The organism is Pseudomonas sp. Pseusp10 (assembly GCF_059492225.1).
The window spans coordinates 4228606-4254639 of the sequence record NZ_CP168528.1 but is presented as its reverse complement, the minus strand read 5'-3'; the positions used below and the strand labels follow the sequence as shown (position 1 = coordinate 4254639).

The window sequence follows — 26034 nt, the reverse complement described above, 5'->3', positions numbered from 1 at the left end:
TCGCGATAGCGGCGGGTCAGTCGACATGGATGTAACAGACAGACCGCTATCGTCGGAACGCCGCCCGGAGCAAGCTCGCTCCCACAGGGGTAGGGGGCTGAAGCAGAAGGCATAAAAAAACGCCGCTCATCTCACGATGGGCGGCGTTCTTCATTGCTTTGCAGCGTTAGGCTTGAACGACCGGGATGTTGGCGTTCGCAGCAGCTTCACGGAACTCGGCGATCTGGTCGAAGGACAGGTAGCGGTAGACATCGGCCGCCATGCTGTCGATCTTGCCAGCGTATTCCATGTACTCCTCGACGGTCGGCAGGCGACCCAGGATGGAAGCCACGGACGCAAGCTCAGCCGAAGCCAGGTAGACGTTCGCGCCGTCACCCAGACGGTTCGGGAAGTTACGAGTCGAAGTCGACACGACAGTCGAGTTCGGCTCTACACGTGCCTGGTTACCCATGCACAGCGAGCAACCTGGCATTTCCATGCGAGCGCCGGCCTTGCCGTAGATGCCGTAGTAGCCTTCTTCGGTCAGCTGGTGAGCGTCCATCTTGGTCGGCGGCGACAGCCACAGACGGGTTGGCAGCTGACCTTTGACCTGTTCCAGCAGTTTACCGGCAGCGCGGAAGTGACCGATGTTGGTCATGCACGAACCGATGAACACTTCGTCGATCTTCTCGCCAGCAACGCTGGAGAGCAGGCGAGCGTCGTCCGGATCGTTCGGCGCGCAGAGCACAGGCTCCTTGATGTCGGCCAGGTCGATCTCGATGACTTCGGCGTATTCCGCGTCCTTGTCCGCTTCCAGCAGCTCAGGGTTGGCCAGCCAGGCTTCCATCGCTTGAGCGCGACGTTCCAGAGTACGTGCATCGCCATAGCCTTCGCCGATCATCCAGCGCAGCAGGGTGATGTTGGACTGCAGGTATTCAGCGATCGACTCTTTGGACAGCTGGATGGTGCAACCGGCAGCCGAACGTTCAGCCGAGGCGTCAGACAGTTCGAACGCTTGCTCTACGGTCAGTTTAGGCAGACCTTCGATTTCCAGGATGCGACCGGAGAAGGCGTTCTTCTTGCCTTTCTTCTCTACGGTCAGCAGGCCAGCCTGGATCGCGTAGTAAGGAATGGCGTGAACCAGGTCACGCAGGGTGACGCCTGGCTGCAGTTCGCCTTTGAAGCGAACCAGGATCGACTCAGGCATGTCCAGCGGCATGACGCCAGTGGCCGCGGCGAACGCAACCAGACCGGAACCGGCCGGGAACGAGATGCCGATCGGGAAACGGGTGTGGGAGTCACCACCGGTACCGACGGTGTCCGGCAGCAGCATGCGGTTCAGCCACGAGTGGATGATGCCGTCGCCCGGACGCAGGGAAACGCCGCCGCGGGTCATGATGAAGTCAGGCAGGGTGTGGTGGGTGGTCACGTCGATCGGCTTTGGATAAGCCGCGGTGTGGCAGAAGGACTGCATCACCAGATCGGTCGAGAAGCCCAGGCACGCCAGGTCTTTCAGTTCGTCACGGGTCATTGGACCGGTGGTGTCCTGGGAACCCACGGTGGTCATCTTCGGTTCGCAGTAGGTGCCCGGGCGAACGCCGGTCACGCCGCAAGCCTTGCCGACCATTTTCTGCGCCAGGGTGAAACCCTTGGTGCTTTCAGCCGGTGCTTCAGGCTTCTTGAACAGGGTCGAAGGTGGCAGACCCAGCTCGGCACGAGCCTTTTCGGTCAGGCCACGGCCGATGATCAGCGGAATACGGCCGCCAGCGCGAACTTCGTCCAGCAGGACCGGGGTCTTCATTTCGAAGGTGGTCAGGACTTCGTCGGTGCCGTGCTTGCAGACTTTGCCAGCATGCGGGTACAGGTCGATCACGTCGCCCATGTGCATGTTGGAAACGTCGAATTCGATTGGCAGTGCGCCAGCATCTTCCATGGTGTTGTAGAAGATCGGAGCGATTTTGCTGCCGAAGCAGAAACCACCGGCACGCTTGTTCGGTACAAAAGGAACGTCGTCGCCGAAGAACCACAGTACGGAGTTGGTGGCCGATTTACGCGAAGAACCGGTACCGACCACGTCGCCGACGTAGGCGATCGGGAAGCCGGCGTTGCGCATTTCTTCGATCTGCTTCATCGGACCGGTGACGCCTTGTGCGTCCGGCACGATGCCGTCGCGAGCCATTTTCAGCATGGCCAGGGCGTGCAGCGGGATGTCTGGACGGGACCAGGCGTCAGGCGCAGGGGACAGGTCGTCGGTGTTGGTTTCGCCGGTGACCTTGAACACGCGCAGGCTGATCTTGTCGGCCAGGGTCGGGCGCTTCACGAACCACTCGCCGTCAGCCCAGGATTGCAGCACGCCTTGGGCGTGAACGTTACCGTTCTTGGCTTTTTCGGCGACGTCGTGGAAGGCGTCGAACATCAGCAGGGTGTGCTTGAGTTCTTCGGCAGCTACTGGTGCCAGTTCGGCGTCGTCCAGCAGGTTGACCAGCGTCACGATGTTGTAGCCGCCCTGCATGGTGCCGAGCAGTTCAACAGCGCGCTTCTTGTCGATCAGAGGGGATTTGGCTTCGCCTTTGGCGATGGCAGACAGGAAGCCGGCCTTCACATAGGCAGCTTCGTCCACGCCTGGCGGAACGCGATTGGTGATCAGGTCAACGAGGAATGCTTCTTCGCCAGCCGGGGGATTTTTCAGCAGCTCGACCAGGCCTGCAGTTTGTTCGGCGTTTAGCGGCTGGGGAACGATACCCAGTGCTGCGCGCTCTTCGATATGTTTGCGGTAGGCTTCAAGCACAGTTATTACCCTCATCAGTGGTCCCAAATGGGTGTCCGGGACGCTCATCCCGAAATTGCCGTACTCATGCGCTGCATGGCGTTGTGAGCCACTTGGCCAGAATTACCGACAATTCCTTACAGAAGCTGCTTTCAAAGTTTTACGCCTGCAGAACGGGAGCTGATGAGGGTTGGCGTTGGGCTTTTCCCCGCTGGAAAAACCCCTCGCCAACACCGCTCTGAAGGAACGACTGTGCTCGTGACGCTTTGAAAACAGCTTCTAACGGACATTGGCGCCTAAAAAGGCAGGCTGATTCTACGGCAAAAAAAAATTAAAGGTAAGTCAGGTTTTATTGGACTTTGGTGGTGGCGGCCGGCAAACCCCGATTCACTCCGGGCCCTTAACTTTGAGGGGTGATCAATGGCGGACAAAGGGCTAACATGCCGGCCTGTTCTGCTTTTTCGCGTTTTGCCTACCTATGCCCAATCAGACCATCAAGACACCCTGCGTCGGCCTTTGCTCCACTGTTTACGGTGACCTGGTGTGCCGTGGCTGCAAGCGTTTCCACCACGAAGTGATCCACTGGAACGGTTACAACGAGGAAGAAAAGCGCGCGGTGTGGCTGCGTCTTGAGCAGTTGCTGTCGCAGGTGATGGCCGCCAAGGTGGAAATTTTCGATCCGGCACTGCTGAGAATGCAGCTGGAGCAACGCAAGATCCGCTTCGTGCCCCATCAGTCGGAATATTGCTGGGCCTATCAGTTGATCGCCCGGGGCGCGCGGGTGATCAACAACCTGGAAGCCTACGGGATGGTGTTGCTACCGGAGTTTCGCGACTGGAACCTGCCGGAATTGCGCGATGCCATTGATCGGGAATTTTTCCTGCTCTCCGAGGCGCATTATCAGCGCTACATAGCGCCGGGGTTTCTCAAGGACGCGTTTGAAGGCTGAGTTTTAAAAGCATCGCGAGCAAGTCGGATCGCCGCACCGTCGCTCCCACAGAGGGTTTGTGAACGACGCAACTCCCCTGTGGGAGCGAGCTTGCTCGCGATGGCGTCCGGCCAAACACCACAAATCTCAATGCTTGCCGGCAATCTCCTCCAGATGATCCTCGATCTCCTGCGGTTTGAGCACCAGCACGTCGCTCTCGACCGAATCGAGCACCACTTCCGCGGTATTGCCGATCAACGCCCCTGACAACCCGCTACGGGCCACGGTACCGATCACCGTCACTGCCGCCTGCAGCTTGTGCACCATGAATGGAATCAGCACGTCCGCCGGGCCTTCCTCGATGTGCAGATGTTCATCGTCGATGTCGAATTCAGCCTGGAACGCCTTGCACTGTTCGCGATAGCGCGCCTCGATGGTTTCGCTGAGCTGAAAAGTCGGGTCTGCTGCTGACAGCATCGGTGAAGGATGGGCGCTGACTACGTGCAAATCGGCCTTGGCCAGGCTGGCGATGTCATAGCCGTGATCGATGATGGTGTTGTGCAGGTGGCGATGTTCGTCGTCGGAGTTGCCGACATCGATGGTCGCCAGAATCACCTTGCCCTTCCAGGAACCTGCGGTTTTCACCAGCAGCACCGGGGAAGGGCATTGGCGCAGCAATTTCCAGTCCTCGGGTGTCAGCAGGGCCTTTTTCAGTGCGCTGTCGGGAAAGTGTTGCTTGATCACCAGGCCGCAACCTTCTGCTTGCTGCACATCGACGATGGTTTCGTGAAGGCTCCGATTCCAGGCCTGCTCGGTGGTGACGCTGTAGCCGTCCTCCAGTAAAGCGGCCTTGAGTACGCTCAGCATCGCACTGTGATCATGCTTGGGGTCGCACACCAGCAGGTGCAAATGCGCCTGGGTCACGCCGGCAATCAGTTTGGCCCGTTTCAGCGCCAGGCTTTCGGAGTGTTCGGGGTCGATGACCACCAGAATGCTGCGTACGGCTTGCATGAGCGGGATCTCCTGAAAATAAAAATGCACGACGTTGCACAACTATAGTTGCTGACTGCGATTCGGGGACTTGATGCATATCAACGGTTGGCGACTGGTGGTCTGCGGGCAGGCCGGTATAATCGGCGCCCTTCGTTTTGAACCTATTTTTCCGTGAGCCCCATGATCCTTCCCGAAATTCACGAGTTCCTTGGCTGCCGCACCCCCGACGGCTGGATCCAGGCTGCGCTGGCCGATCAGGAAACTCTGCTGATCGACCACAAGAACTGCGAATTCAAGGCCGCCAGCACCGCGTTGAGCCTGATCGCCAAGTACCACTCCCACGTCGATCTGATCAACATGATGTCGCGCCTGGCCCGGGAAGAGCTGGTGCACCACGAACAGGTCATGCGCCTGATGAAACGCCGCAAGATCGAACTGCGCCAGCTGTCCGCCGGGCGCTACGCGTCGGGGTTGCGCAAGGTGGTACGCAGTCACGAACCGGTGAAGCTGGTGGACACATTGGTGGTAGGGGCGTTCATCGAGGCCCGCAGTTGCGAGCGTTTCGAAGCGCTGGTGCCGCATCTGGACGAAGAACTGGGCAAGTTCTATTTTGGTTTACTCAAGAGCGAGGCCCGGCATTTCCAGGGTTACCTGAAACTGGCCTACCAGTACGGCGACGCCAAGGACATCGCCCAGGTGATCGACAAGGTCCGCGCCGCCGAGCAGGAACTGATCGAGTCGCCGGACGTGGAATTCCGTTTTCACAGCGGTGTGCCTGCTGCGGCCTGATTATTCGGTGTTGTTTTTGCGGACGCCTTCGCGAGCAAGCCCGCTCCCACACTCGATCTGTGTCGCTCACAAATCCCCTGTGGGAGCGGGCTTGCTCGCGAAGAGGCCATCAGCAACACAAAAGCTAACGGCTCAAACCCAGGCGTTCATGCCATTGCGCGATGGACTCTTCGGGGTACACATCGAACTGTTTATCCCTTGGCTGCGCCTGGACCTCAACCCACGGCGCCTTCGAACCCAGCATCAGGTGCGTGTGCTCCGGCGGCACCGGCAGCGGCGTGTCGATGGCCGAGGCGAACGGGTGAATCAATTCCGGCCACTGCGGGCTGAACAGCCATAGGCCCGAGCCGCAGACCGAGCAGAAATGCCGCTCGGCCGTGCTGCTGTGGGCGCGTTTGTCACCTTCGTCCTTGAGCCGTGCGTGGTAGATCGCAATATGCTTGCGCCCGCGCACCTTCAGGCTGGCGGCATCGCCACCGAGGTTGATCGCATAGCCGCCGCCACCCTGGGTCTTGCGACAGATCGAGCAGTAGCAACGCTGGTAAGGATAGGGGTGGGCGCTAGTCAAACTGAACGACACCGCGCCGCAATGGCAGGAACCTTCGAGTTGCATGGGAGCCTCCAGCTGTCTTGAGCGTACCCGGAACAGCCTAGACCGTCGGGGTTACCCTGGCATCTGTGTCTGGCGGTGATTCCTGTAGGAGCGAGCCTGCTCGCGATGAACGATAACGCAGTCTCACTGGACGCCCACCAACGGCCAAGTCAGCATGTCCACCTCGAAACCGGGACATGACCTGATGCGACGACTACCTTCCCTGGCAGCCCTGCGAACCTTCGAATGCGCCGCCCGCCACGCCCATTTCGGTCGGGCTGCGGCTGAGTTGTGTGTCACCGACAGCGCGGTCAGCCATCAGATTCGCCAACTCGAAGAGCAACTCGGTGTATCGCTGTTCGTGCGCGAAGGCCGGCAGATTCGCCCGACCCTGGCGGCCGGGCGCCTGATGCAGAGTTTGCAGCAGGCGTTCGAACTGATTGGCGATGCCTGCGACGAACTGCGTGATCCGTCATCCCTGGCGGTGTTGCGTCTGGCGGTGACCGCCGAGCTGGCACAAAAGTGGCTGATGAGCCGTCTCACGGATTTCTACGCGCGCTATCCGCACATCACCTTGCATCTGTACGAACAACCGATCGACGCCACGGCGCCTGGGGAAGACATAGATCTGGCGATCACCTACGGCACCGGCCCGGTGGACAGCACCGCGTATTTCGTCCGGCCGCTGCCGGCGTTGCAGTTCTTCCCGGTGTGCAGCCCCGGCCTGTTCAACCAGGGCACCCTGAAAACCCCGAAGGACCTGGCCCGCCATTGCCTGCTGCACGACGACCAGGACGGCAAGACCTGGACCGCCTGGCTCACCAGCCATGCCGGCGATCAGCGCCCCGACCGGCAGTTGTATTTTGCTCATGCCGGGCTGGCGCTGGAAGCGGCTGCGCAGGGGCAGGGCGTGGCCATGGGGGACAACCTGACGGCCCAGGAAGATTTGCTCAGCGGTCGGCTGGTACGGCCGTTTACCTCGAGCATGACCGCCCTGGGCCAATACGCGCTGGTGTGCGAACGGGTGCGGCTGGAGCGTCCGGCGGTGGCGCAGATGCTGGAATGGTTCAACGATCAGTTGCTCGATTGATGAGTTGAATTCAAGTATTCCGAAATAATCATCGTTGGCGAGCCAGTCGCCAACGCCCTTAGCCTGTGGTCATTCCAATCCCTGCCAAAGAGGTTTGACCATGGCGCGTTTGCTCGACACCACTCCCAAACAGGACGGTTTCCGTCTGCCCGGCGAATTCGAAGCCAAGTCCGGTTGCTGGCTCGGCTGGCCGGAGCGCACCGACGTCTGGCGCAACGGTGCCAAGCCGGCGCAGAAAGTCTGGGTGCAGATCGTCACTGCCATTTCCATGAGCGAGCCGGTCACCGTGTGCGCTTCGGCGGCACAGTTCGCCACCGCGCGCCGGCAGTTGCCGCCGCAAGTGCGTGTGGTGGAAATGACCTGCAACGACACCTGGTTCCGCGACAGCGGCCCGTGTTTTGTGGTCAACGATCGGAGCGGCGAAGTGCGCGGCGTGGACTTCGAATTCAACGCTTATGGCGGGCTCGACGGTGGCCTCTACTACCCGTGGGACAAGGACGACCAGATCGCCAGCAAAATCCTCGAAATCGAACGCTTCGACCGCTATCGTGCGCCGCTGATCGCCGAACTGGGCGGCATCCAGAGCGATGGCCAGGGCAGCATCCTGACCACCGAACAGTGCTTGCTCAACCGCAACCGCAACCAGCATCTGGGCAAGGACGAAGTCACCCGCCGCCTGACCGACTACCTCGGTGCCGAGCAAGTCATCTGGCTGCCACGGGGCTGCAAGTTCGACGAAACCGATGGTCATGTCGACGACCTCGCGTGCTTCGTGCGTCCTGGCGAAGTGGTGTTGCAATGGACCGACAATCGCGATGACCCGCAGTGGGAAATCTATCAGGAGGCCTACGACATCCTGCGCAGCACTCGCGACAGTCGTGGCCGCGAGTTGATCGTGCACAAGCTGCCGCAACCGGATGTGCTGGAGTGGACGGCCGAAGAAGCCGAAGGGCTGGACCAGCAAGACAGCACCCATACCCGTCAGGCCGGGACGAAAATCTGCGCGTCGTACATCAACTACTACGCAGGCAACAGAACCATCGTGGTGCCGCTGTTTGGTGATCGTAACGACAAAGTGGCGCAGGCGACCCTGGCCGAGTTGTTCCCTGAACACAACATCGTCGGCATCGAAAACTCCCGGGAAATCCTCCTCGGTGGCGGCAACGTCGCGTGCATCACTATGCCACAGTACGCTGGCAAAGGAGTGTGAAAATGGGCCTGCACAAACTGACTCAAGCAATACTGCTGGTGCTTGCACCCCTGTGTGTGCAGGCCGCCGATACCGCCAAACCGGTGGTCAATCTGTACATCTGGGGCGAGTACCTGGCCCCGGACACCTTGAAGAACTTCGAGGCGAAAACCGGCATCCATGTGGTAGCCGACCACTTCGACTCCCTGGAAACCGTCGAGACTAAACTGTTGACCGGCCGCAGTGGTTACGATCTGGTGTTGACGGCGGGGCAGCATCTGTCCCGAGCCATCGAGAGTGGCGCGGTGCAGGCGGTCGACAAGCAGCAACTGCCGCACTTTGCCGGCGTCGGCGAGGAGTTCCGCCAGCACATGGCGGTGTTCGATCCGGGCAACCGCTATGCCGGGATCTACGCCTGGGGCACCACCGGTGTGGGCTATCAGGAGGAGGCAGTCAAGAAGCGCCTGCCCGACGCACCGACAGACAGTTGGGCAATGCTTTTCGATCCGGCCGTGGTCTCGAAGTTCGCCGATTGCGGGGTCAGCCTGCTCAACGATCCCAACGAAGTGGTTGCGGCGGTCATGAAGTACATGGGCCTGGACATCAACCGCCAGAGCCTCGATGACCTGAAGCTGGCCGAGCAGCAACTGGCGAAGATTCGTCCGTACATTCGCTACTTTGACAACGACCTGAACATCAGCGACCTGGCCAACGGCAATACCTGCGTGGCGATGTCGTGGAACGGCAACGTGGGCATCGCGGCGGGCCAGGCAGAGGCGGCGAACAAACCGTATTCACTGAAATATCGCATTCCGAAGGAAGGCACGTTGATCTGGTTCGATGCCATGGTCATTCCCAGGGATGCGCCGCATCCGAAGGCCGGCCTGGCTTTGATGGACTACCTGATGACCCCGGAAGTGATCGCGCCGATCACCGACAGCATCCATTACGCCAATGCGATCACGGCGGCGGACGACTTGATCGACCCGGCGATTCGCAATGATCCGGGGACGTACCCGACGGCCGCGGTCAGGGCTTCGCTTTACAGCAAGAATGACAATGGCAAGGCGTTCAACCGGGCTTTGATTCGGGCGTTCAGTCGGTTGAAGTCGGGGTTGTGATGCTGTGTTGACTGGACTGACGTCTTCGCGGGCAAGCCCGCTCCCACAGGTTTAGCGGTATACATATTTTTTGTGTACGACTCGGACACTGTGGGAGCGGGCTTGCTCGCGAAAAACGATGACGCGGTCTATTTGTTTGGCACCCGCCACAAATACCAGGAGGCCACCGTCCGATACGGGCTCCACGCCGAGCCGATCTCGATCATCTGCTTGCGCGTCGGCTGCACCTGGAGCCCCTTGAGCCGTCGATAACCCTCACGCACGCCAAAGTCGTCGGCCGGCAGGATGTCCGGGCGCTCCAGGCTGTAGATCAGCAGCATCTCCACGGTCCAGCGCCCCACACCGCGCAACGTGATCAAACGCTCGATCAGCGCTTCATCGTCCATGGCCAGGGCCGTGGCGTAATCCGGCACCACGCCGTCCAGCGACGCCTGGGCGATGCCCTGGATGGTCGCGATCTTGCTCGCGGAAAACCCGCAACTGCGCAGTCGGTCGAAATCGGTCGCGACGATCTGTTCAGGCCTGGGAAACGAGCCTGAACCGAACAGCGCCAGCAGCCGGCCGACAATCGCATCGCCGGCCTTGGCATGCAGTTGCTGATAGGCGATCGCCCGCACCAGCGACTCATACGGATCACGCGCAGCATGCGGCTGGTGCAGGCACGGGCCGATGGCGTCGATGTGGCGGCGCCAGTCGTCATCGATGGCGGCCAGGAACTTACTGGCCGCCAGATAGGCGTCGGACATGGGCTCAGGCTTTCCCGGACGGTTTCAACAGGGCGTTGATTTCGCCATAGGTGAAAGCCTTCAGGTTGTGGGTATCGAACTTGCCGGTTTGCAGAAAGCTTTGGGCAATGCCGGCCATGGCACCGTAGAGGAATTCGGCGATGCCGGAACCGGCGGTCAGACGGCGTACGCCAAGTGCTTCAAGCGCTTCGGGCGACGGCAGGCCCGGGAACCCCAGCACATTCAGCGGCAGCGAGGTGCCGTGGCACAGCGCCTTGATCTCGTACTCGGCGGTTACGCCCGCGGCAAACAGGCCATTGGCACCAGCCGTCTGATACAGCGCAGCGCGCCTGAGGGTTTCCGCGACGCGATCTTCGGCAGGCACCAGGCCCCGCAGGTACACATCGGTGCGCGCATTGATAAACAGGTTCACGTTACGGCGATCGGCCACCTGGCGGGCAGTTTCAATCTTGCGTACCAGCAGCTCCGGCGGCGAGGAGCCGTCCTCGATATTGATCCCGACAGCGCCTGCGGCGATCACGGCGTCAACCACCTGTGCCACTCGTTCCAGATCATCGGAATAACCGGCCTCGATGTCCACGGTCAGCGGCACCGAAATGACTCGGGCAATCGACTCGACCGTCGAGACCAGACGCTCAAGGGGCAGGGTGTTGCCATCGGGGTAACCATGCATCCAGGCCACCGCCGCGCTGCTGGTGGCCACGGCCTTGTTGCCCAGTTGCTCCACCAGCCGCGCCCCGGCGGCATCGGCGACGTTGGTGAGAATCAGCAAACCCTCGTGATGCAGTTGGTGCAGTTGATTGTCGAGCCTGTCCATCGAGTTTCCTTCCTTATGAAAAACCTGTGGGGGATCAGAACGCCAATTGCTCAGTGAGCTGTACCTCTGCGTTTTCCAGCCTGAGCAGAAACGCCTTACGCGGCTGGCCTCCAGCGTAGCCGGTCAACGAACCGTCGGCACCGATCACCCGGTGGCACGGCACGACAATCGATAAGCGGTTATGCCCATTGGCCAGGCCCACCGCCCGGCTGGCACCGGGCTTGCCCAGAGTCGCCGCGATGGCGCCGTAGGTGGTGGTCCGGCCGTAGGGGATTTTCGCCAGTTCGGCCCAGACCTGACGGGAGAATTCACTACCGGGCATGTGCAAGGCCACGCTGAACTCAGTGAGTGTGCCGGCGAAATACGCGGACAATTGCTCTTCGATCTGCTGCAAGTGCGCGTTGTGCCCCGGCGCCACGGCATAACCAAAACGGTGTTGCAGCGCTTCGACCGCTGGATTCAGCGATAGCTGATCGAGAAACTCCAGCAGTACCAGCCCACGCCGTTCGGCCATGGCGATCATCGGCCCCAGCGGCGTGGTCAGGCGCGTGAACAACAACGGCTCGCTGTTGGCCGCGCGGCCCGGTGTGATGTGAAACGACTTCTGAAAGGCATCGCGAAAACCGCTCAGGGACTCGTAGCCGGAGTCGAATGCGGCGGCGTCGATGGAGTCGCCCTGCTTGATCCCGCCCAACGCCATGCCCAGGCGCCGGGCGCGCAGCCAGGCGTGGAAGGTCATGCCGAAATGCTGCTTGAACCAGCGACGCAGTTTCAGTGGCTCGATGCCTTCGGCCAGTAGCTGGGCGTCGGTCCAGCGCTGCTCAGGGTCGGCGTCTACCGACTTGAACAGTTTCTGCACCCAGTCCGGTGCGCTGGCGGCGGTATCCAGCGGTTTGCAGCGCAGGCAGGCGCGATAGCCCGCCGCCAGGCATTGTTCGGCGTTGGCAAAGAACTCGACATTCTCCGGCTTCGGGCTGCGGGCGGTGCAACCGGGGCGGCAGAAAATGCCTGTGGTCTTGACCGCCGTGAAAAACACCCCCTCGTAGGAGGTGTCTCGCTCGAGCATGGCGCGAACCATCTCGGCACGGGGCGGAAGCAGCGTTTTTTGTAGGTTCATGGGCGCAGCATAGATCGCGTCATGGGCGACCTCCACCGGAAAATCGACAGCGAATTCCGGACTGGAAATTGATTTCACCCTGTGGGAGCGGGCTTGCTCCGGGCGGCGTTCCGACGAAGGCGGAGTGTCATTCGACATTGAGGTGACTGACACTACGCCTTCGCGAGCAAGCCCGCTCCCACATTAGGTAAATGCTAATCCTTCAGGCGCGTCTGGCCATCAGAAGTACCGAGGCCGCCGCCGACAGCAACCCGGCGCAGCAGCGATTGAATATCCGCTTGCCCGACGGCCTGGCGAACCAGCGACGCATGTGCAAACCCATGTAGGCATAGGCACCAATCGCGATCCACTCCAGCACCAGAAACAACGCCCCCAACACCACGAACTGTGGCGCAATGGCGTGGGTCGAGTCGACGAATTGCGGCAGGAACGCGGTGAAAATCAGAATCGCCTTGGGGTTGCCGGCCGCTACCAGGAATTCCTGCCGGGCCAGTGCCAGCGTGCCTACGGGGGCTGTGCTGACCAGGTTTTCGACGCCGGGATCGGCGCGCCACAATTGCCAGGCGAGGTAGAACAGGTAGGCCGCGCCGAGGATCTTGATGGCGTAGAACAGCAGCTCAGAGGTTTGCAACACCACCGCCAGCCCCGCCGAGGCGAGGGCAATCATCCCGGCGAACGCCAGCAACCGGCCGATACCGGCCACGCACGCGGTGCGGTAGCCATAGCGGGTCGAATTGCTGACCGACAGCAGGTTGTTGGGGCCGGGTGCCATGTTGAGGGCGAAGCAGGCCGGCAGAAACAGGGTGAGGGTGGCGAGGTCCATGGTGGGCTCCTGAAGCAAGAGCGCTATTTTTATCACAGCTCACGGGTGGCCAGACCCATACAGTCATGGGTCTAAACCACCGTATCAGGGATTATTTGGCGAACTTTTTCGCCCCGGCGACGCAGAGGATCACGGCAACGGTGACACCCAGCATGCCGACACTGACATGTTCATGCAGCAGGGTGGCGGCCAGGGTCAGCCCGAAAAACGGCTGAAGCAGCTGCAATTGCCCAACGGCGGCGATGCCCCCTTGGGCCAGCCCGCGATACCAGAACACGAAACCGATCAGCATGCTGAACAGCGAGACGTAGGCCAGGCTGAACCAGGCCGGCGTGCTGATGCCGGTGAACGAAGCCGGCATGCGCATCCAGCTGAGCGCCGCCACGACCGGCAGCGACAGCACCAGCGCCCAGCTGATCACCTGCCAGCCACCGAGCGTGCGCGACAGCTTCGCGCCTTCGGCATAACCCAGGCCGCAGGCGAGGATGGCCAGCAGCATCAGAATGTCGCCTTGGGGGGAAGCGGTCAGCCCTTGCGACAGGGCAAACCCGACCACCAGCAGACTGCCCAGCACCGAGAAAATCCAGAACGCCGCCCGTGGCCGCTCGCCGCCGCGCAGTACGCCAAACACTGCTGTCGCCAGGGGCAACAGGCCGACGAAGACGATGGAGTGCGCGGACGTCACGTATTGCAGTGCCAGCGCGGTCAACAGGGGGAACCCGATAACCACGCCCAGGGCCACGATGGTCAGCGGTATCAGTTGCTGGCGCGCCGGACGTTTTTCCTTGAATAACCCCAGCAGGCACAGCGCCAGGATCGCCGCGATGGTGGCGCGCGCGACCGTCAGGAACACCGGATCGAACTCCAGCACCGCCACCCGTGTTGCCGGCAGCGAGCCGCTGAAAATCACTACGCCGATCAGGCCGTTGATCCAGCCGCTGGTGCTGCTTTCCAGTGTCCGGTGTTGCAGGTTCGAAGTCCGTTCCATTTGGCTCACGCTCATTGTCTGATTGCACGAAACTCATCGTATGAGCGACTATCGATACAATCAAAAAATTGTCATGGATACATCTCGACATGCCTCGATCCCGCTACAAGACGCTGGTGGATGCCTTTGCCGCCGACATCCGTTCCGGGCGTTTGCCGCCCGGCACGCGCCTGCCGACTCACCGTCAACTGGCCACTGAGCACGGTTTGGCACTGGTCACCGCCAGCCGGGTGTATGCCGAGCTGGAGGGCATGGGCCTGGTCAGCGGCGAAACCGGGCGCGGGACCTTTGTCAGGGAGACTTCGCTGCCGCCGGGGCAGGGTATTTCGCAGCATGTGGTGGCGGCGGGGATGATTGACCTGAATTTCAATTATCCGTCATTGCCCGGTCAGGCCGACCTGTTGCGCAATGCCTTGCGTCAACTGGCGTTGTCCGGAGATCTGGAATCCCTCCTGCGTTACCAGCCCCACGCGGGGCGCCTGCACGAGCGGGCCTCGGTCGCGCGCCATCTGGCTGAGCGCGGGCTGAACGTGCCGGCCGGGCAGGTGTTGATCGTCAGCGGCGCCCAGCATGGCCTGGCGGTGACGATGATGACGCTGCTCAAGCCCGGCGATGTGATTGCCGCTGATGCGCTGACCTATCCCGGTTTCAAGACACTGGCCGAAACCCTGCACCTGGAAGTCTTGCCCATTCCTGTCACAGATACCGGGCCTGACCTGCCTGCCCTGGAAAAACTCTGCCGCAGCCGATCAGTGCGGGCCGTCTACTCGATGCCAACCTTGCATAACCCGCTGGGCTGGGTGATGGACGCCGATCAGCGCGAGCAACTGGTGGCGATAGCACGCCAGCATGACCTGACGATCATCGAGGACGCCGCCTATGCGTTCCTGGCCGAAAACGTACCGCCACCGTTGGCCGAGCTGGCGCCGGAGAGGACGGTGTACGTGTCCGGTCTGTCGAAGAATGTCGCCACAGGCTTTCGCGTCGGGTTCATTGCTGCGCCCGCGCAATGGATCGCCGCCCTCGAGCGCACCATCATGGCGACCACCTGGAACACCCCTGGGGTGATGACCGCCATCGCCACGGCCTGGCTCGACGATGGCACTGTCAGCCAGCTGGAAGAGCAAAAAAGGGCAGACGCCCGGGCCCGGCAAGCCCTGGCCCGCGAGGTGTTGGTGGGGCTCAGGACCATCGGTCACCCGAATTCCTACTTCATCTGGCTACCGTTGGCGGAAGACGCCCGGGCCGACCAGATCGCCATGGCGCTGATGCGCGAACAGGTGTCGGTGTCGCCGGCCGAGCCCTTTGCGATTTCGACCCATGTACCGCACGCGATACGCCTGGCGTTGGGCTCTGTGGACATGGACTCGCTGCGCATTGCCCTGACCAAAGTGAAAAGCGTCGTGAGCTATTACTCATAGCAAGGCCGGACAGGGCAGTTTTCTTCAATACGCGAGCCGCTCGGCTCTTTACCTTGAGGGCCTTGTTCAATTCGATGGAAGAAGGTGTGCAATGAGTCTGATGATGTCCATGGCGGCGTTTGCGCTGGTCGCTTCCATCACGCCGGGGCCGGTCAATATTGTGGCGTTGAGCTCCGGCGCGCGGTTTGGCTTCCGGGCCAGCCAGCGTCACGTGGCCGGGGCCACGCTGGGGTTTGTCTTGCTGTTGGTGCTGATGGGGTTGGGCCTGCATGAGTTGTTGCAACAGTGGCCGGCGCTGACACAGGGGGTGCAATGGGCGGGCGTAGCCTTTCTGTTGTACATGGCCTTCAAGCTGGCAGCCGACAATGGGCAGGTGCAAGCCAGCGAATCGGCGCAAGCCCCGTCGATGCTGTATGGCGCCATCATGCAATGGCTCAATCCGAAGGCCTGGCTGGCCTGCGTGGCCGGCATGGGCGCGTTTGTCGCCGATGGCGAGGCGCGCCTGGTCTGGCAATTCGCCGCGATTTATCTGGTGATCTGCTATGCGTCGGTCGGTTGCTGGGCTTATGCCGGGACGTTTCTGCGTGGCTTCCTGAACAACCCGGCCGGCATGCGCCTGTTCAATCGCGTCATGGCGTTGCTGCTGGTGGTGAGTGCGGTTTATCTGTTGCTGCCGTAACTGCAGTCACTACAGGTGTTGTGGCGAGGTAGCTTGTCGTGGCAAAGGGGCTTGTTGTGGCGAGGGGGCTTGCCCCCGTTCGGCGGCGAAGCCGTCGTAAAACCTGCATGCAGAGTATGACTGGAAGAACGCCGGGGGCCGCTTCGCAGCCCAACGGGGTGGTGCGGCATTCCGACAAGCCCCCTCGCCACAGATTTAACCAGGCCATAAATTGAACTGGGCCACAGATTCAATCAGGCCACAGATTCAGGTAATGCCACAGGGCTCACCCCCGATACTGCCCCGGCGTCGCCGCCAAATGCTGTTTGAATGCCCGTTGAAAATGCGCCTGATCGGCGAACCCCGCTTCCAGTGCCACGTCCGCAATCAGCTTGCCGCTGCGCAATTGATCCTGGGCGAACTGGATGCGCCGGTTCACCAGAAACGCGTGGGGCGTCATGCCGTAATGCTGTTTGAAGGCGCGGATCAGGTAGGACGGCGACAGTTGCGCCGCCTCGCATATGTCTTCGAGCTTGAGGGTTTGCGTGCAGTGGTCGCGGATGTAATCAGCAGCACGCTCCAGCTTGAAATTGGGTTCGCGCAGCGGCTGATCGACCGGGTTGAGTCGTAGCTGAACCTCGGTAAAGAACTCCACGGCCACGCTGTGTTTGCGCAGCACGTCTTGCTGAGGATCGACCAGTACCTCATACAAGCCCGCGAGGCCGGCAAACAGCTGGGCGTCCCGGGTATGGGTCAGCGAAAAGCGGCGAAACGCCGCGTCATCGCTGAACCCGAGCTGATGCTGCAAATCGGTCAGCCACGGCGTATCGACGTACAGCATCAGGTATGACCAGGGTTGGTCTTCGATCGGGTTGCAGGCGTGGACGTCGCCGGGGTTCATCAGCACGACCGTGCCGACGCTGACCTCGAATGCTGACTGCTCATGGAGATAGGTGCTGCGCCCGGCGGTGATCGCCCCGATGGAAAAGTGCTCGTGGGCGTGCCGGGTGTAGCAGACTTCGCGCCCGTCGGCGATGGAGCGGGCTTCGATGAAGGGCAGGGCGTCATCGCGCCAGAAGCGCGGGGCCTTGTCGGCGTTTTTGGCAACGGCGTGCTTCATGCTCACTCCTCGGCAGGTCAGCGCCCGAGTGTATTAGCTCTCGCCGTCAAAGGCGCGCTGCAACGTCGCAATATCGAGTTTTTTCATCTGCATCATCGCCTCCATGGCCCGTTGGGATTTTTTCGTGTCGGGGTCTTTGATCATGTCCATCATCGCGACGGGGACGATCTGCCACGACAGCCCGAACTTGTCCTTGAGCCAACCGCATTGCTGGGCCTCGGGCGCACCACCTGCCGACAGGTTGCCCCAGTAATGGTCGACTTCTTCCTGGGACAGACAATTGACCTGAAACGAAACCGCCTCACTGAACTTGAACATCGGCCCGCCGTTGAGGCCGGTGAAGCTCTGCCCGTCAAGCTCGAAGCTGACGGTCATGACCGAGCCTTCAGGCCGGCCGTGGAACTCGAAACCGGCGTGGCCGTAATAGGTGACGGCAGTGATTTTCGAATGATCGAAGATCGAACAATAGAATTTCGCCGCGTCTTCGGCCTGATCGTCGAACCACAGGCAGGGCGTGAGTTTTTGTACGCGTTGCATGGTGCCAACTCCTCTGCAGATTGCGCATGTTCCGGACTTTCAGCGTAGTCAGCCTCTGGTCGTCTGGCCGTACCGTAGATCGACAAATTTGCCCCAGTGTTGCGTAAACGTAGTCAAAAGGACTGTCTGTGAGGTGAGACCAAGGCGCTGGCGAGCGATTCCATGGCCGCCCTTAGAGGCGGCTTTTTCATGACCGGTGGTCGATGCACCACGGCCTGCCGGCAAATTTGCGCTTAGCTGAAGGGATAGCCCGAGGCGCGCGCAGGCTTTACAAGGCCGCAGCGATGCCCCTTCAGGTCACCGTGAGTCTGAGGAACTGCGCCATGCTGACCCTGAACATCAATGGCCAGGATCAGGAGCTGGATGTCCCCGCCGACATGCCGCTGCTCTGGGTCTTGCGCGATGTCGCCCACCTCACCGGCACCAAATTCGGCTGTGGCATAGCCCAATGCGGGGCCTGCACCGTGCATGTCGACGGCGCTCCGCGGCGCGCCTGTATCACGCCGGCCACGGCCGTGGCCCAAGGGCAGAAAATTCTCACCATCGAAGGCCTGTCTGCGGACGGTTCGCACCCGGTTCAACAGGCCTGGGCGGAACTTGACGTGGTCCAGTGTGGCTACTGCCAGTCCGGGCAGATCATGTCGGCGGCGGCGTTGCTGGCGAAAATTCCGAAACCGACCGACAGCGACATCGATCAGGCACTGTCCGGCAACATCTGCCGTTGCGGCACGTACCCGCGGATTCGCGCAGCGGTCAAACGCGCCGCCGAGCTGGGTTGAGGCCGGGTTGAAGGGAGCTTGTGCCATGAACAGCATCAATGCGATATCGCGCCGTGGCTTTCTCAAGGGCAGTGCCGTGCTGGGCGGTGGGCTGGTGGTCGCGTTTGTCATGCCCGGTGCCCACCGTTTCGCCATGGGCGCACAGAACCAGGGCAACGTGTTTGCGCCAAACGCCTTCCTGCGCATTGGTAACGACAACAGCGTCACCGTGCTGCTCGGGCACTCGGAAATGGGCCAGGGCATCTGGACCGGCCTGACCATGTTGATCGCCGAAGAACTGGACGCCGACTGGTCGAAGATCCGCGTCGAGCATTCCCCTGCATCGGCCGCCGATTACGGCATGGCCGGGTTTGGCGGGATGCAGATCACCGGTGGTTCGACCTCGACCTGGATGGAGTTCGACCGCTATCGCCTGGCCGGCGCGGCGGCGCGCTTGATGTTGATCGAAGCGGCGGCCAAACGTTTCAACGTTGCGCCGTCGGAGATTCATACAGAGTCGGGGGTGGTTATTGCCGGTGAGCACCGTGCCACCTATGGCGAACTGGCGGATGACGCGGGGCAATTGTCACGGCCGGACCCGGCCTCGATCAAACTCAAGGACGCGAAAGACTGGCGGCTGATCGGCAAGCCCACCAGGCGCCTGGACACCCCGGAGAAAATCACCGGCCGGGCCAAGTTCGGTATGGACGTGCAGTTCGACGGCCTGATGACCGCCATGGTCGCCCGTTCACCCACCTTCGGTGGCAGCGTCAAATCCTTTGAAGGCGCCGAAGCGCTGGCGATTCCGGGCGTGCATAAAGTGGTGCAAGTGCCGACGGGTATCGCGGTGATTGCCGATCATTACTGGGCGGCGAAGCTGGGGCGCGATGCGCTGAAAATCGAGTGGAACCCGGGGCCGAACGCCGGGCTCGACAGCCAGGCGCTACTGGAAAATTTCCGCAAACTCGCCACTACCTCCGGCCTGAACGCCGGTCAGGCGGGCGATACCCAGGCTGCGCTGGCGAAAGCGGCAAAGACCATCGACGCCGAATACAGTGTGCCTTATCTGGCCCACGCGCCGATGGAACCGCTGAATTGCACGGTCAGCATCACCAAGGACAAATGCGAAATCTGGACCGGCACCCAGTTCCAGACCCTGGACCAGATGGTCGCCGGGACAATCACCGGGCTCAAACCGGAACAGGTCGAGATCCATACCGAGTTTCTCGGTGGCGGCTTCGGGCGACGGGCCAATCCGACCTCGGATTTCGTCAGCGAAGCGGTGTATGTCGCCAAGGCCGCCGGTGGACCGGTGAAAACCGTGTGGGCGCGGGAGGATGATATCCGTGGCGGCTATTACCGTTCGGCGTTCCTGCACCATGCGCGTATCGGGCTGGGCGCCGACGGCCTGCCCCTGGCCTGGAAGCATGTGATGGTCGGACAGTCGATCATGGCCGGGACCTCACTTGAAGCGACCATGGTCAAGGACGGGATCGACAAGACCTCGGTCGAAGGCGTGGCCGATAGCCCCTACATCGAAGGACTGGCCAATCACCAGATCGAACTGCACTCACCGAAAACCGGCATCAGCGTGTTGTGGCTGCGTTCGGTGGGGCACACCCACACCGCGTTTGTCATGGAGTCGCTGATCGATGAGCTGGCCACGGCGGCCGGCAAGGATCCGGTGGACTATCGACGCACCTTGCTCAAGGACCATCCGCGCCACCTCGGTGTGCTGAACCTCGCGGTGGAGAAGGCCAACTGGAAAGCGCCTCTGCCGGATGGTCATGCACTGGGTGTGGCGGTGCATGAGTCGTTTGGCAGCTATGTGGCTCAGGTGGCCGAGGTGTCCCAGGACAACCTCGCCATCCGTGTGCACCGGGTGGTGTGCGCGGTGGACTGCGGCATTGCGGTCAACCCACAGAGCATCGCTGCGCAGATGGAATCGTGCATCACCTTTGGCCTCGGCTTCGCCTTGCACAGCAAACTGACGCTCAAGGACGGGCAGGTGGTGCAGTCCAACTATCACGACTATCAGGTGCTGCGGCTCAACGAAATGCCGGTGGTCGAAGTGCATATCGTGCCCAGCAGCGACAAACCCGGCGGTATCGGCGAAGCCGGTGTGCCACCCACGGCGCCGGCAGTGGCCAATGCGGTGTTTGCCCTGACCGGACAGCGCCTGCGCGAGCTGCCGTTGCAGCTGTCGGGGGTGTGAGATGAAACGACATCATTGGTTGCTTGGGACGGTGATCCTGGTCTGTCTCATAGCCTACGCATCGCACGTGTTCGCCGATGACCGCGAGGCCTTGCAGGCGTTCGACACCGTGCAGAAAGTCTTCCAGAGCCCCCGTTGCCAGAACTGCCACATTCCCGGTGATTCGCCGCTGCAATTCGATGCCGGGGTGCCTCACGCCATGAATGTCGTGCGTGGCATGGACGGCAAGGGTTCGGCCGGGTTGCCCTGTACAACGTGCCATGCGCAAAGCAATCCGCCGGCCAGTTACGGTCCGCATGCGCCACCCGGGGCGCCGCACTGGAGCCTGCCGCCGGCCGCGCAGCGGATGGCCTGGATCGGCCTGCCAGCCGATCGGCTATGCGCGATGATCAAGGATCGCTCCAGCAACGGCGATCGGGATTTCGCGGCGCTGATCAAGCACGTCAGCGACGACAAACTGGTGCTGTGGGGCTGGAATCCGGGCGGCAATCGCGCGCCGGTGCCGGTGCCGCACGATATCTTCGTCGCCCGGTTCAAGCGCTGGGCCGATGCGGGAGGGCCGTGCCCGGTGGCGGGTAGCTGACCAGCGGCACGTTAACAGGGAGTCAATGTGGGTATGGGCGACTCTAACGTGCATACCCGCCAAGGGAGTGAACGATGTTGATCTCAGGCAAAACGGATAAATCGGGCCGATCCGCCAACCCGTTGCTCACGCCACAGCAAGAACGTGAACGGCTGCGTGATCTGGCTCGTCGGGCCGAGCAAGAGTTGGCGGGCGTGCAAATGGCGAGCATGGACGAGCTGACGCTGCTGTCCAATCGCCATGGCTTCACCGAGCTGGCCCGGCTCGGGCTGAACGCCTGCCGGGAGGTGGGGACGCCGGCGACGCTGCTGTACTTCACCCTCGATGAATTCAAGCGCATGAACTATCTGTATGGCCGGGCCAAAGGTGACGATGCGCTGAAGACGTTCGCCGATGTCCTGCGTATCGGCTTTCGTGAAAACGATGTGGTCGGCCGACTCGAAGGCGACCGGTTCGTGGCGTTGCTGACCGGTTCCAGCGTCGTCGAGATTGCAGCGATCAAGGCACGACTCGATGAGATACTCGATGAGCGCAATGCCACGGCGCATCGCTGTTATGACATTCGGTTCAGTGTTGTCCAGATTGAATATGACCCGGTTGTTCATGGCTCGATCGAGGAACTGCTGGGGGAGGCCGAAAGTGTGATGAGCCGCTAGGACTGTGTTGTATTTGCGGGCCTCTTCGCGGGCAAGCCCGCTCCCACAATGTCCGGCGTTGTTCTCAAATGACCGGATGACCTCAAGACCCTGTGGGAGCGGGCTTGCCCGCGAAGAGGCCTGACAGGCACCGCATATCCTTACTTGGCAAACAACTGCCCGATATCCTTGAACGCCTTGAACTCCAGCGCATTACCGCAAGGATCAAACAGAAACATCGTTGCCTGTTCACCCACCAGCCCCTGAAAACGAATCCCCGGTTCGATCACGAAGCGAGTCCCCAGTGACTTCAGTCGCTCGGCCAACGCCTCCCACTCTGCCATCCCGAGCACCACACCAAAATGCGGCACTGGCACATCGTGACCATCAACGGCATTGGTGTGCGCGGCTTCCTGCGCAGGGTTTTTCGGTGCCAGGTGGATTACCAGTTGATGGCCGAAGAAATTGAAATCCACCCAGTGATCGCTTGATCGACCTTCTTCCAGGCCAAACACCTCGCCATAAAAGTGTCGGGCGGCAGGCAAGTCGTAGACCGGAATGGCCAAGTGAAAAGGGGACAGTTGCATCGGGCGAACCTCGGTGGAGGGTGGGAGTGTGTTGAGTTTAGTCCTGTGATTTTTGATTGAAAGACGATAATTTTTGCATCGAGCTCAAATTATTTCGATCAATCGAGGCTGATATGTTGCGAGAACTGAAGACCTTTGTGGCCGTAGCGCATCACGGCACCTTCGCCGCGGCCGGCATGCACATCGGCCTGACGCAATCGGCGGTCAGCGCGCAGATTCGCAATCTGGAGCAAGCCCTTGGCATCCGTCTTTTCGATCGTACCGGCCGCCAGGCGCTGCTCAATGCGGCGGGGCAGCGTGCATTGCCGATGGCCAGGGAAATGCTTGAAACCTTCAGCCGCATGGCCGTCAGTGACGATGTCAGTGAGTACCGCGGCAAACTGAAAATCGGCGCGGTGGCGACCGCCCAGACCGGGCTGCTGCCCCAGGCGCTGTTGCGACTGCGCCAACAGGCTCCCTTGCTGGAGCCCAAGCTGGTGCCCGGGGTGTCACTGAACCTGCTGAGTCAGGTAGATGCCGGCGAAGTGGACCTGGCGATCCTGATCAAGCCGCCGTTTGAGTTGCCCAAGGAGTTGTTCGCGCAGGTGATTCGCCGGGAGCCGTTCGTGCTGATCGTACCGGCGGATCTGGACGGCGATGATCCGTTGCAACTGCTCGCCGAGCACCCTCATGTGCGCTACGACCGCAATTCGTTTGGCGGGCGGCTGGTGACGCGGTTTCTGCGTGAACGGCAGATCGAGGTGCAGGTGGCACTGGAGCTGGATGAACTGGAGGCCATTGTCAAAATGGTCGAGTGCGGCTTGGGGATTTCCCTGCTGCCGGAGGCGGGGTTATGGCTTGAGCATGGGGCCGGGGTGCGAATCATCCCGCTGGGCGAATTGACGTTCTATCGGGAGATCGTACTGTTGCAGCGCTATAGCCAACGGACACAGCCGATTCAGCAGTTGTTTGCGCAATGTCTGAAACAACGCAGCCCCCTGTAGGAGCGAGCTTGCTCGCGAAAAAAAACGGGCCCGCTGCGTTCATCCAGACTACACGCGTTATCGTTGACGACCTTCGCGAGCAAGCTCGCTCCTACAGGGGGACGGCATCGGTGGGGGAATCGCGTGTATAAAAAAACCCGCCTGAACAGGCGGGTTTTTTGGCTGACCGAAGATTACTCTTCGAGGCTGCCCATGGCCGTGGTGTTGAAGCCACCGTCCACGTACATGATTTCACCGCTGATGCCGGACGCCAGGTCCGAGCACAGGAAGGCGCCGGCGTTGCCGACTTCTTCGATGGTGACGTTGCGGCGCAGCGGAGTTTGCGCTTCGTTGGCGGCCAGCATCTTGCGGAAGTTTTTGATGCCGGAGGCGGCGAGAGTGCGGATCGGGCCAGCCGATACACAGTTGACGCGAGTACCGTCCGGGCCCAGGGAGCCGGCCAGGTAACGTACGCCGGCTTCCAGGGAAGCCTTGGCCATGCCCATCACGTTGTAGTTCGGCATGGTGCGCTCGGCGCCCAGGTACGACAGGGTCAGCAGGCTGCCGTTGCGGCCTTTCATCATTTCGCGGCCAGCCTTGGCCAGGGCCACGAAGCTGTAGGCGCTGATGTCGTGAGCGATGCGGAAACCTTCACGGGTGGTGGCTTCGGTGAAGTCGCCGTCCAGTTGGTCGCCAGGTGCGAAGCCGACGGAGTGCACGATGCAGTCCAGGCCGTCCCACTTCTTGCTCAGCGCTTCGAAGACCTTGGCGATTTCTTCATCGCTGGCCACGTCGCACGGGAAGCACAGCTCAGGGCTCGAGCCCCAGCCTTGTGCGAACTCTTCGACACGACCCTTGAGTTTGTCGTTCTGATAAGTGAAGGCAAGCTCAGCGCCCTCGCGATGCATGGCGGCAGCGATGCCGGATGCGATGGACAGCTTGCTGGCGACACCGACGATCAGTACGCGCTTACCGGCGAGAAAACCCATGTGTTGCTCCTCTTTCAGGTTATTGCGCAGTGGCCGGAGCCAAAAAAGCGGCTTCCAGCAACTGCTGTGTATACGGATGTTGGGGGGCGGCAAAAATGCTTTGCGCGTCTCCCTGTTCGACCACTTGGCCATGCTTGACCACCATCAACTGGTGGCTCAGCGCTTTCACCACAGCCAGGTCATGGCTGATAAACAGATACGTCAGGTTGTACTTGGTTTGCAGCGAACGCAAAAGCTCCACTACCTGGCGTTGTACCGTGCGGTCGAGGGCCGAAGTCGGCTCGTCCAGCAAAATCAACGCCGGTTTTAACACCAATGCCCGGGCAATGGCGATTCTCTGCCGTTGCCCGCCGGAAAATTCGTGGGGGTAGCGGTTCCGGGTTTCCGGATCCAGACCTACCTCCTTGAGTGCCGCAATGATCGCTTGTTCCTGTTCCGCCCCGGTGCCCATCTTGTGGACCCGCAGGCCTTCGCCAACGATCTCGCTCACGCACATCCGTGGGCTCAGGCTGCCGAACGGGTCCTGAAACACCACCTGCATCTCCCGCCGCAGCGGCCTGACTTGTTGCTGCGTCAGGCATTCTAACTGCTGGTCTTCAAAGCGGATGGCACCTTTGCTGGCGATCAACCGCAAAATCGCCAAACCCAGCGTCGATTTGCCGGAACCGCTTTCACCCACAATCCCCAGGGTCTGACCCTGGGGCAGGCTGAAGTTGATGCCGTCGACCGCCTTGACGTAATCCACTGTGCGCTTGAGCAAGCCTTTCTTGATCGGAAACCAGACTTTCAAGTCCTCGACCGCCAGCAATGGCGGGCCGATCACGTTGCTTGCAGGCTTGCCGCCGGGCTCCGCTGCCAACAGTTCCCGAGTGTACGGATGCTGCGGCGCGCGGAACAGTTCTTCGCACGATGCCTGTTCGACGATGCAACCTTGCTGCATGACACATACGCGGTGCGCAATTCTTCGCACAAGGTTCAAATCGTGGCTGATCAGCAGCAGCGCCATGCCCAAACGGGCCTGTAATTCCTTGAGCAATTCGAGGATTTTCAGCTGAACGGTCACGTCCAGCGCGGTGGTCGGCTCGTCGGCGATCAGCAGTTCCGGCTCGTTGGCCAGGGCCATGGCGATCATCACCCGTTGGCGCTGGCCACCGGACAATTCGTGGGGCAGGGCCTTGAGGCGCTTGTGCGGATCGGGGATGCCGACCATCTCCAGCAGTTCCAGGGTGCGTTTGGTCGCGACCTTGCCGGTCAGGCCCTTGTGGATGTTCAGCACTTCATTGATTTGTTTCTCGATCGAGTGCAGTGGATTGAGCGAGGTCATCGGCTCCTGGAAGATCATCGCAATCCGGTTGCCGCGTATGTGGCGGATGGTTTTTTCTTTCAGGTCCAGCAGGTTCTGCCCCGAATACTCGATGGTGCCGGACGGGTGCCGGGCGAGCGGGTAGGGCAGCAGGCGCAGGATCGAGTGTGCGGTTACCGATTTGCCGGAACCGCTCTCGCCGACCAGGGCCAGGGTTTCGCCGCGCTTGATGTCGAAGCTGATGCCTTCGACCGCCCGCTGGCAGCGATTGCCGACGACAAAATCGACGGACAGGTCGCGCACTTCGATCAGATTATGCTGATTCAT

The 26034-nt window shown here is 61.2% G+C and carries 25 protein-coding genes; 12 read left to right on the top strand and 13 right to left on the bottom strand.

From position 1 onward, the window contains the following. Nucleotides 1–166: 166 nt before the first annotated feature. Nucleotides 167–2767, bottom strand: coding sequence for a bifunctional aconitate hydratase 2/2-methylisocitrate dehydratase (acnB, locus tag ACEN8Z_RS19100; protein WP_108229406.1), 2601 nt, complete (start codon nt 2765–2767; stop codon nt 167–169). A gap of 457 nt (nt 2768–3224) precedes the next feature. On the opposite strand from acnB, the gene ACEN8Z_RS19095 reads away from it, so the two are divergent. Continuing rightward, nucleotides 3225–3695 (top strand): DUF1289 domain-containing protein, encoded by a 471-nt coding sequence (locus ACEN8Z_RS19095; protein WP_204928837.1) that lies wholly within the window; start codon nt 3225–3227, stop codon nt 3693–3695. 126 nt (nt 3696–3821) lie between these two features. On the opposite strand, the gene ACEN8Z_RS19090 is transcribed toward ACEN8Z_RS19095, so the two are convergent. Then, on the bottom strand, nt 3822–4685 hold the full coding sequence (locus ACEN8Z_RS19090) for a universal stress protein (protein ID WP_495595257.1): 864 nt from the start codon (nt 4683–4685) through the stop codon (nt 3822–3824). 162 nt (nt 4686–4847) lie between these two features. Here ACEN8Z_RS19090 and ACEN8Z_RS19085 point away from each other — a divergent pair, with 162 nt between their 5' ends. After that, the gene (locus ACEN8Z_RS19085) at nt 4848–5456 is read left to right on the top strand and encodes a MiaE family protein (RefSeq protein ID WP_007986374.1); all 609 of its coding nucleotides are present in this window, start codon (nt 4848–4850) and stop codon (nt 5454–5456) included. Between the two features lie 124 nt (nt 5457–5580). Here ACEN8Z_RS19085 and ACEN8Z_RS19080 read toward each other — a convergent pair whose 3' ends face one another. Next, entirely contained in the window at nt 5581–6069 is a 489-nt protein-coding gene (locus ACEN8Z_RS19080; RefSeq protein WP_429486834.1) for a GFA family protein, read from the bottom strand. Nucleotides 6070–6253: 184 nt separating this feature from the next. On the opposite strand from ACEN8Z_RS19080, the gene ACEN8Z_RS19075 reads away from it, so the two are divergent. From ACEN8Z_RS19075 to ACEN8Z_RS19065, 3 genes are all read left to right on the top strand, one after another. Continuing rightward, a complete protein-coding gene (locus ACEN8Z_RS19075) occupies nt 6254–7138 on the top strand; it encodes a LysR substrate-binding domain-containing protein (RefSeq protein ID WP_008017542.1) in 885 nt (294 codons plus the stop codon). 100 nt (nt 7139–7238) lie between these two features. Then, on the top strand, nt 7239–8348 hold the full coding sequence (gene aguA, locus ACEN8Z_RS19070; protein ID WP_008004605.1) for an agmatine deiminase: 1110 nt from the start codon (nt 7239–7241) through the stop codon (nt 8346–8348). A gap of 2 nt (nt 8349–8350) precedes the next feature. After that, entirely contained in the window at nt 8351–9448 is a 1098-nt protein-coding gene (locus ACEN8Z_RS19065) for an extracellular solute-binding protein (protein WP_495595256.1), read from the top strand. A gap of 128 nt (nt 9449–9576) precedes the next feature. Here the strand turns inward: ACEN8Z_RS19065 and ACEN8Z_RS19060 are convergent, their stop codons facing one another. The 5 genes from ACEN8Z_RS19060 to ACEN8Z_RS19040 form a co-directional block, all read right to left on the bottom strand. Then, nucleotides 9577–10194, bottom strand: a complete 618-nt coding sequence (locus ACEN8Z_RS19060) for a DNA-3-methyladenine glycosylase family protein (protein ID WP_495595255.1) — start codon at nt 10192–10194, stop codon at nt 9577–9579. A 4-nt stretch (nt 10195–10198) separates the two neighbouring features. Continuing rightward, the gene (locus ACEN8Z_RS19055) at nt 10199–11011 is read right to left on the bottom strand and encodes an isocitrate lyase/PEP mutase family protein (RefSeq protein WP_495595254.1); all 813 of its coding nucleotides are present in this window, start codon (nt 11009–11011) and stop codon (nt 10199–10201) included. A 34-nt stretch (nt 11012–11045) separates the two neighbouring features. Next, on the bottom strand, nt 11046–12128 hold the full coding sequence (locus tag ACEN8Z_RS19050) for a bifunctional transcriptional activator/DNA repair enzyme AdaA (protein WP_495595253.1): 1083 nt from the start codon (nt 12126–12128) through the stop codon (nt 11046–11048). 202 nt (nt 12129–12330) lie between these two features. Beyond that, nucleotides 12331–12951, bottom strand: coding sequence for a LysE family translocator (locus ACEN8Z_RS19045; protein ID WP_442096544.1), 621 nt, complete (start codon nt 12949–12951; stop codon nt 12331–12333). Between the two features lie 91 nt (nt 12952–13042). Beyond that, nucleotides 13043–13939 carry a DMT family transporter gene (locus ACEN8Z_RS19040; RefSeq protein WP_495595252.1) on the bottom strand — a complete coding sequence of 299 codons (897 nt, stop codon included), beginning with the start codon at nt 13937–13939 and terminating at the stop codon, nt 13043–13045. Between the two features lie 89 nt (nt 13940–14028). Here ACEN8Z_RS19040 and ACEN8Z_RS19035 point away from each other — a divergent pair, with 89 nt between their 5' ends. Next, on the top strand, nt 14029–15360 hold the full coding sequence (locus ACEN8Z_RS19035; protein WP_495595251.1) for an aminotransferase-like domain-containing protein: 1332 nt from the start codon (nt 14029–14031) through the stop codon (nt 15358–15360). 91 nt (nt 15361–15451) lie between these two features. Beyond that, complete coding sequence (locus tag ACEN8Z_RS19030; RefSeq protein WP_495595250.1) at nt 15452–16039, top strand: LysE family translocator; 588 nt, start codon at nt 15452–15454, stop codon at nt 16037–16039. A gap of 265 nt (nt 16040–16304) precedes the next feature. Here the strand turns inward: ACEN8Z_RS19030 and ACEN8Z_RS19025 are convergent, their stop codons facing one another. Next, the gene (locus ACEN8Z_RS19025) at nt 16305–17138 is read right to left on the bottom strand and encodes an AraC family transcriptional regulator (RefSeq protein ID WP_495595249.1); all 834 of its coding nucleotides are present in this window, start codon (nt 17136–17138) and stop codon (nt 16305–16307) included. Between the two features lie 33 nt (nt 17139–17171). Beyond that, nucleotides 17172–17675, bottom strand: a complete 504-nt coding sequence (locus ACEN8Z_RS19020) for a VOC family protein (protein ID WP_495595248.1) — start codon at nt 17673–17675, stop codon at nt 17172–17174. A 323-nt stretch (nt 17676–17998) separates the two neighbouring features. Between ACEN8Z_RS19020 and ACEN8Z_RS19015 the strand changes: the two genes are divergently transcribed. The 4 genes from ACEN8Z_RS19015 (at nt 17999) to ACEN8Z_RS19000 (ending at nt 21887) form a co-directional block, all read left to right on the top strand. Continuing rightward, entirely contained in the window at nt 17999–18454 is a 456-nt protein-coding gene (locus tag ACEN8Z_RS19015) for a (2Fe-2S)-binding protein (RefSeq protein ID WP_008004588.1), read from the top strand. A gap of 25 nt (nt 18455–18479) precedes the next feature. Then, nucleotides 18480–20648, top strand: a complete 2169-nt coding sequence (locus ACEN8Z_RS19010) for a xanthine dehydrogenase family protein molybdopterin-binding subunit (RefSeq protein WP_495595247.1) — start codon at nt 18480–18482, stop codon at nt 20646–20648. A gap of 1 nt (nt 20649) precedes the next feature. Continuing rightward, nucleotides 20650–21231 carry a hypothetical protein gene (locus ACEN8Z_RS19005; RefSeq protein ID WP_495595246.1) on the top strand — a complete coding sequence of 194 codons (582 nt, stop codon included), beginning with the start codon at nt 20650–20652 and terminating at the stop codon, nt 21229–21231. A gap of 74 nt (nt 21232–21305) precedes the next feature. Next, entirely contained in the window at nt 21306–21887 is a 582-nt protein-coding gene (locus tag ACEN8Z_RS19000) for a GGDEF domain-containing protein (protein ID WP_495595245.1), read from the top strand. 140 nt (nt 21888–22027) lie between these two features. Here the strand turns inward: ACEN8Z_RS19000 and ACEN8Z_RS18995 are convergent, their stop codons facing one another. Continuing rightward, nucleotides 22028–22453, bottom strand: a complete 426-nt coding sequence (locus ACEN8Z_RS18995; protein ID WP_108229425.1) for a VOC family protein — start codon at nt 22451–22453, stop codon at nt 22028–22030. Between the two features lie 113 nt (nt 22454–22566). Between ACEN8Z_RS18995 and ACEN8Z_RS18990 the strand changes: the two genes are divergently transcribed. Continuing rightward, entirely contained in the window at nt 22567–23436 is an 870-nt protein-coding gene (locus ACEN8Z_RS18990) for a LysR family transcriptional regulator (RefSeq protein ID WP_495595244.1), read from the top strand. Between the two features lie 173 nt (nt 23437–23609). On the opposite strand, the gene fabI is transcribed toward ACEN8Z_RS18990, so the two are convergent. Both fabI and ACEN8Z_RS18980 read right to left on the bottom strand, forming a co-directional pair. Beyond that, nucleotides 23610–24404 carry an enoyl-ACP reductase FabI gene (gene fabI, locus ACEN8Z_RS18985; RefSeq protein ID WP_150754704.1) on the bottom strand — a complete coding sequence of 265 codons (795 nt, stop codon included), beginning with the start codon at nt 24402–24404 and terminating at the stop codon, nt 23610–23612. A gap of 19 nt (nt 24405–24423) precedes the next feature. Continuing rightward, on the bottom strand, nt 24424–26034 hold the full coding sequence (locus ACEN8Z_RS18980) for an ABC transporter ATP-binding protein (RefSeq protein ID WP_007999320.1): 1611 nt from the start codon (nt 26032–26034) through the stop codon (nt 24424–24426).

Coding starts and splice junctions, on each gene's coding strand:
- ACEN8Z_RS18980 (WP_007999320.1), bottom strand. CDS start 26,034: ATGAATCAGCATAATCTGATCGAAGTGCGCGACCTGTCCGTCGATTTT.
- ACEN8Z_RS19075 (WP_008017542.1), top strand. CDS start 6,254: ATGCGACGACTACCTTCCCTGGCAGCCCTGCGAACCTTCGAATGCGCC.
- ACEN8Z_RS18990 (WP_495595244.1), top strand. CDS start 22,567: ATGTTGCGAGAACTGAAGACCTTTGTGGCCGTAGCGCATCACGGCACC.
- ACEN8Z_RS19030 (WP_495595250.1), top strand. CDS start 15,452: ATGAGTCTGATGATGTCCATGGCGGCGTTTGCGCTGGTCGCTTCCATC.
- ACEN8Z_RS19085 (WP_007986374.1), top strand. CDS start 4,848: ATGATCCTTCCCGAAATTCACGAGTTCCTTGGCTGCCGCACCCCCGAC.
- ACEN8Z_RS19055 (WP_495595254.1), bottom strand. CDS start 11,011: ATGGACAGGCTCGACAATCAACTGCACCAACTGCATCACGAGGGTTTG.
- ACEN8Z_RS19010 (WP_495595247.1), top strand. CDS start 18,480: ATGAACAGCATCAATGCGATATCGCGCCGTGGCTTTCTCAAGGGCAGT.
- ACEN8Z_RS19060 (WP_495595255.1), bottom strand. CDS start 10,194: ATGTCCGACGCCTATCTGGCGGCCAGTAAGTTCCTGGCCGCCATCGAT.
- ACEN8Z_RS19040 (WP_495595252.1), bottom strand. CDS start 13,939: ATGGAACGGACTTCGAACCTGCAACACCGGACACTGGAAAGCAGCACC.
- ACEN8Z_RS19015 (WP_008004588.1), top strand. CDS start 17,999: ATGCTGACCCTGAACATCAATGGCCAGGATCAGGAGCTGGATGTCCCC.
- ACEN8Z_RS19095 (WP_204928837.1), top strand. CDS start 3,225: ATGCCCAATCAGACCATCAAGACACCCTGCGTCGGCCTTTGCTCCACT.
- aguA (WP_008004605.1), top strand. CDS start 7,239: ATGGCGCGTTTGCTCGACACCACTCCCAAACAGGACGGTTTCCGTCTG.
- ACEN8Z_RS19050 (WP_495595253.1), bottom strand. CDS start 12,128: ATGAACCTACAAAAAACGCTGCTTCCGCCCCGTGCCGAGATGGTTCGC.
- ACEN8Z_RS19020 (WP_495595248.1), bottom strand. CDS start 17,675: ATGCAACGCGTACAAAAACTCACGCCCTGCCTGTGGTTCGACGATCAG.
- ACEN8Z_RS19080 (WP_429486834.1), bottom strand. CDS start 6,069: ATGCAACTCGAAGGTTCCTGCCATTGCGGCGCGGTGTCGTTCAGTTTG.
- ACEN8Z_RS19090 (WP_495595257.1), bottom strand. CDS start 4,685: ATGCAAGCCGTACGCAGCATTCTGGTGGTCATCGACCCCGAACACTCC.
- ACEN8Z_RS19065 (WP_495595256.1), top strand. CDS start 8,351: ATGGGCCTGCACAAACTGACTCAAGCAATACTGCTGGTGCTTGCACCC.
- ACEN8Z_RS18995 (WP_108229425.1), bottom strand. CDS start 22,453: ATGCAACTGTCCCCTTTTCACTTGGCCATTCCGGTCTACGACTTGCCT.
- ACEN8Z_RS19025 (WP_495595249.1), bottom strand. CDS start 17,138: ATGAAGCACGCCGTTGCCAAAAACGCCGACAAGGCCCCGCGCTTCTGG.
- fabI (WP_150754704.1), bottom strand. CDS start 24,404: ATGGGTTTTCTCGCCGGTAAGCGCGTACTGATCGTCGGTGTCGCCAGC.
- ACEN8Z_RS19005 (WP_495595246.1), top strand. CDS start 20,650: ATGAAACGACATCATTGGTTGCTTGGGACGGTGATCCTGGTCTGTCTC.
- ACEN8Z_RS19035 (WP_495595251.1), top strand. CDS start 14,029: ATGCCTCGATCCCGCTACAAGACGCTGGTGGATGCCTTTGCCGCCGAC.
- ACEN8Z_RS19045 (WP_442096544.1), bottom strand. CDS start 12,951: ATGGACCTCGCCACCCTCACCCTGTTTCTGCCGGCCTGCTTCGCCCTC.
- ACEN8Z_RS19000 (WP_495595245.1), top strand. CDS start 21,306: ATGTTGATCTCAGGCAAAACGGATAAATCGGGCCGATCCGCCAACCCG.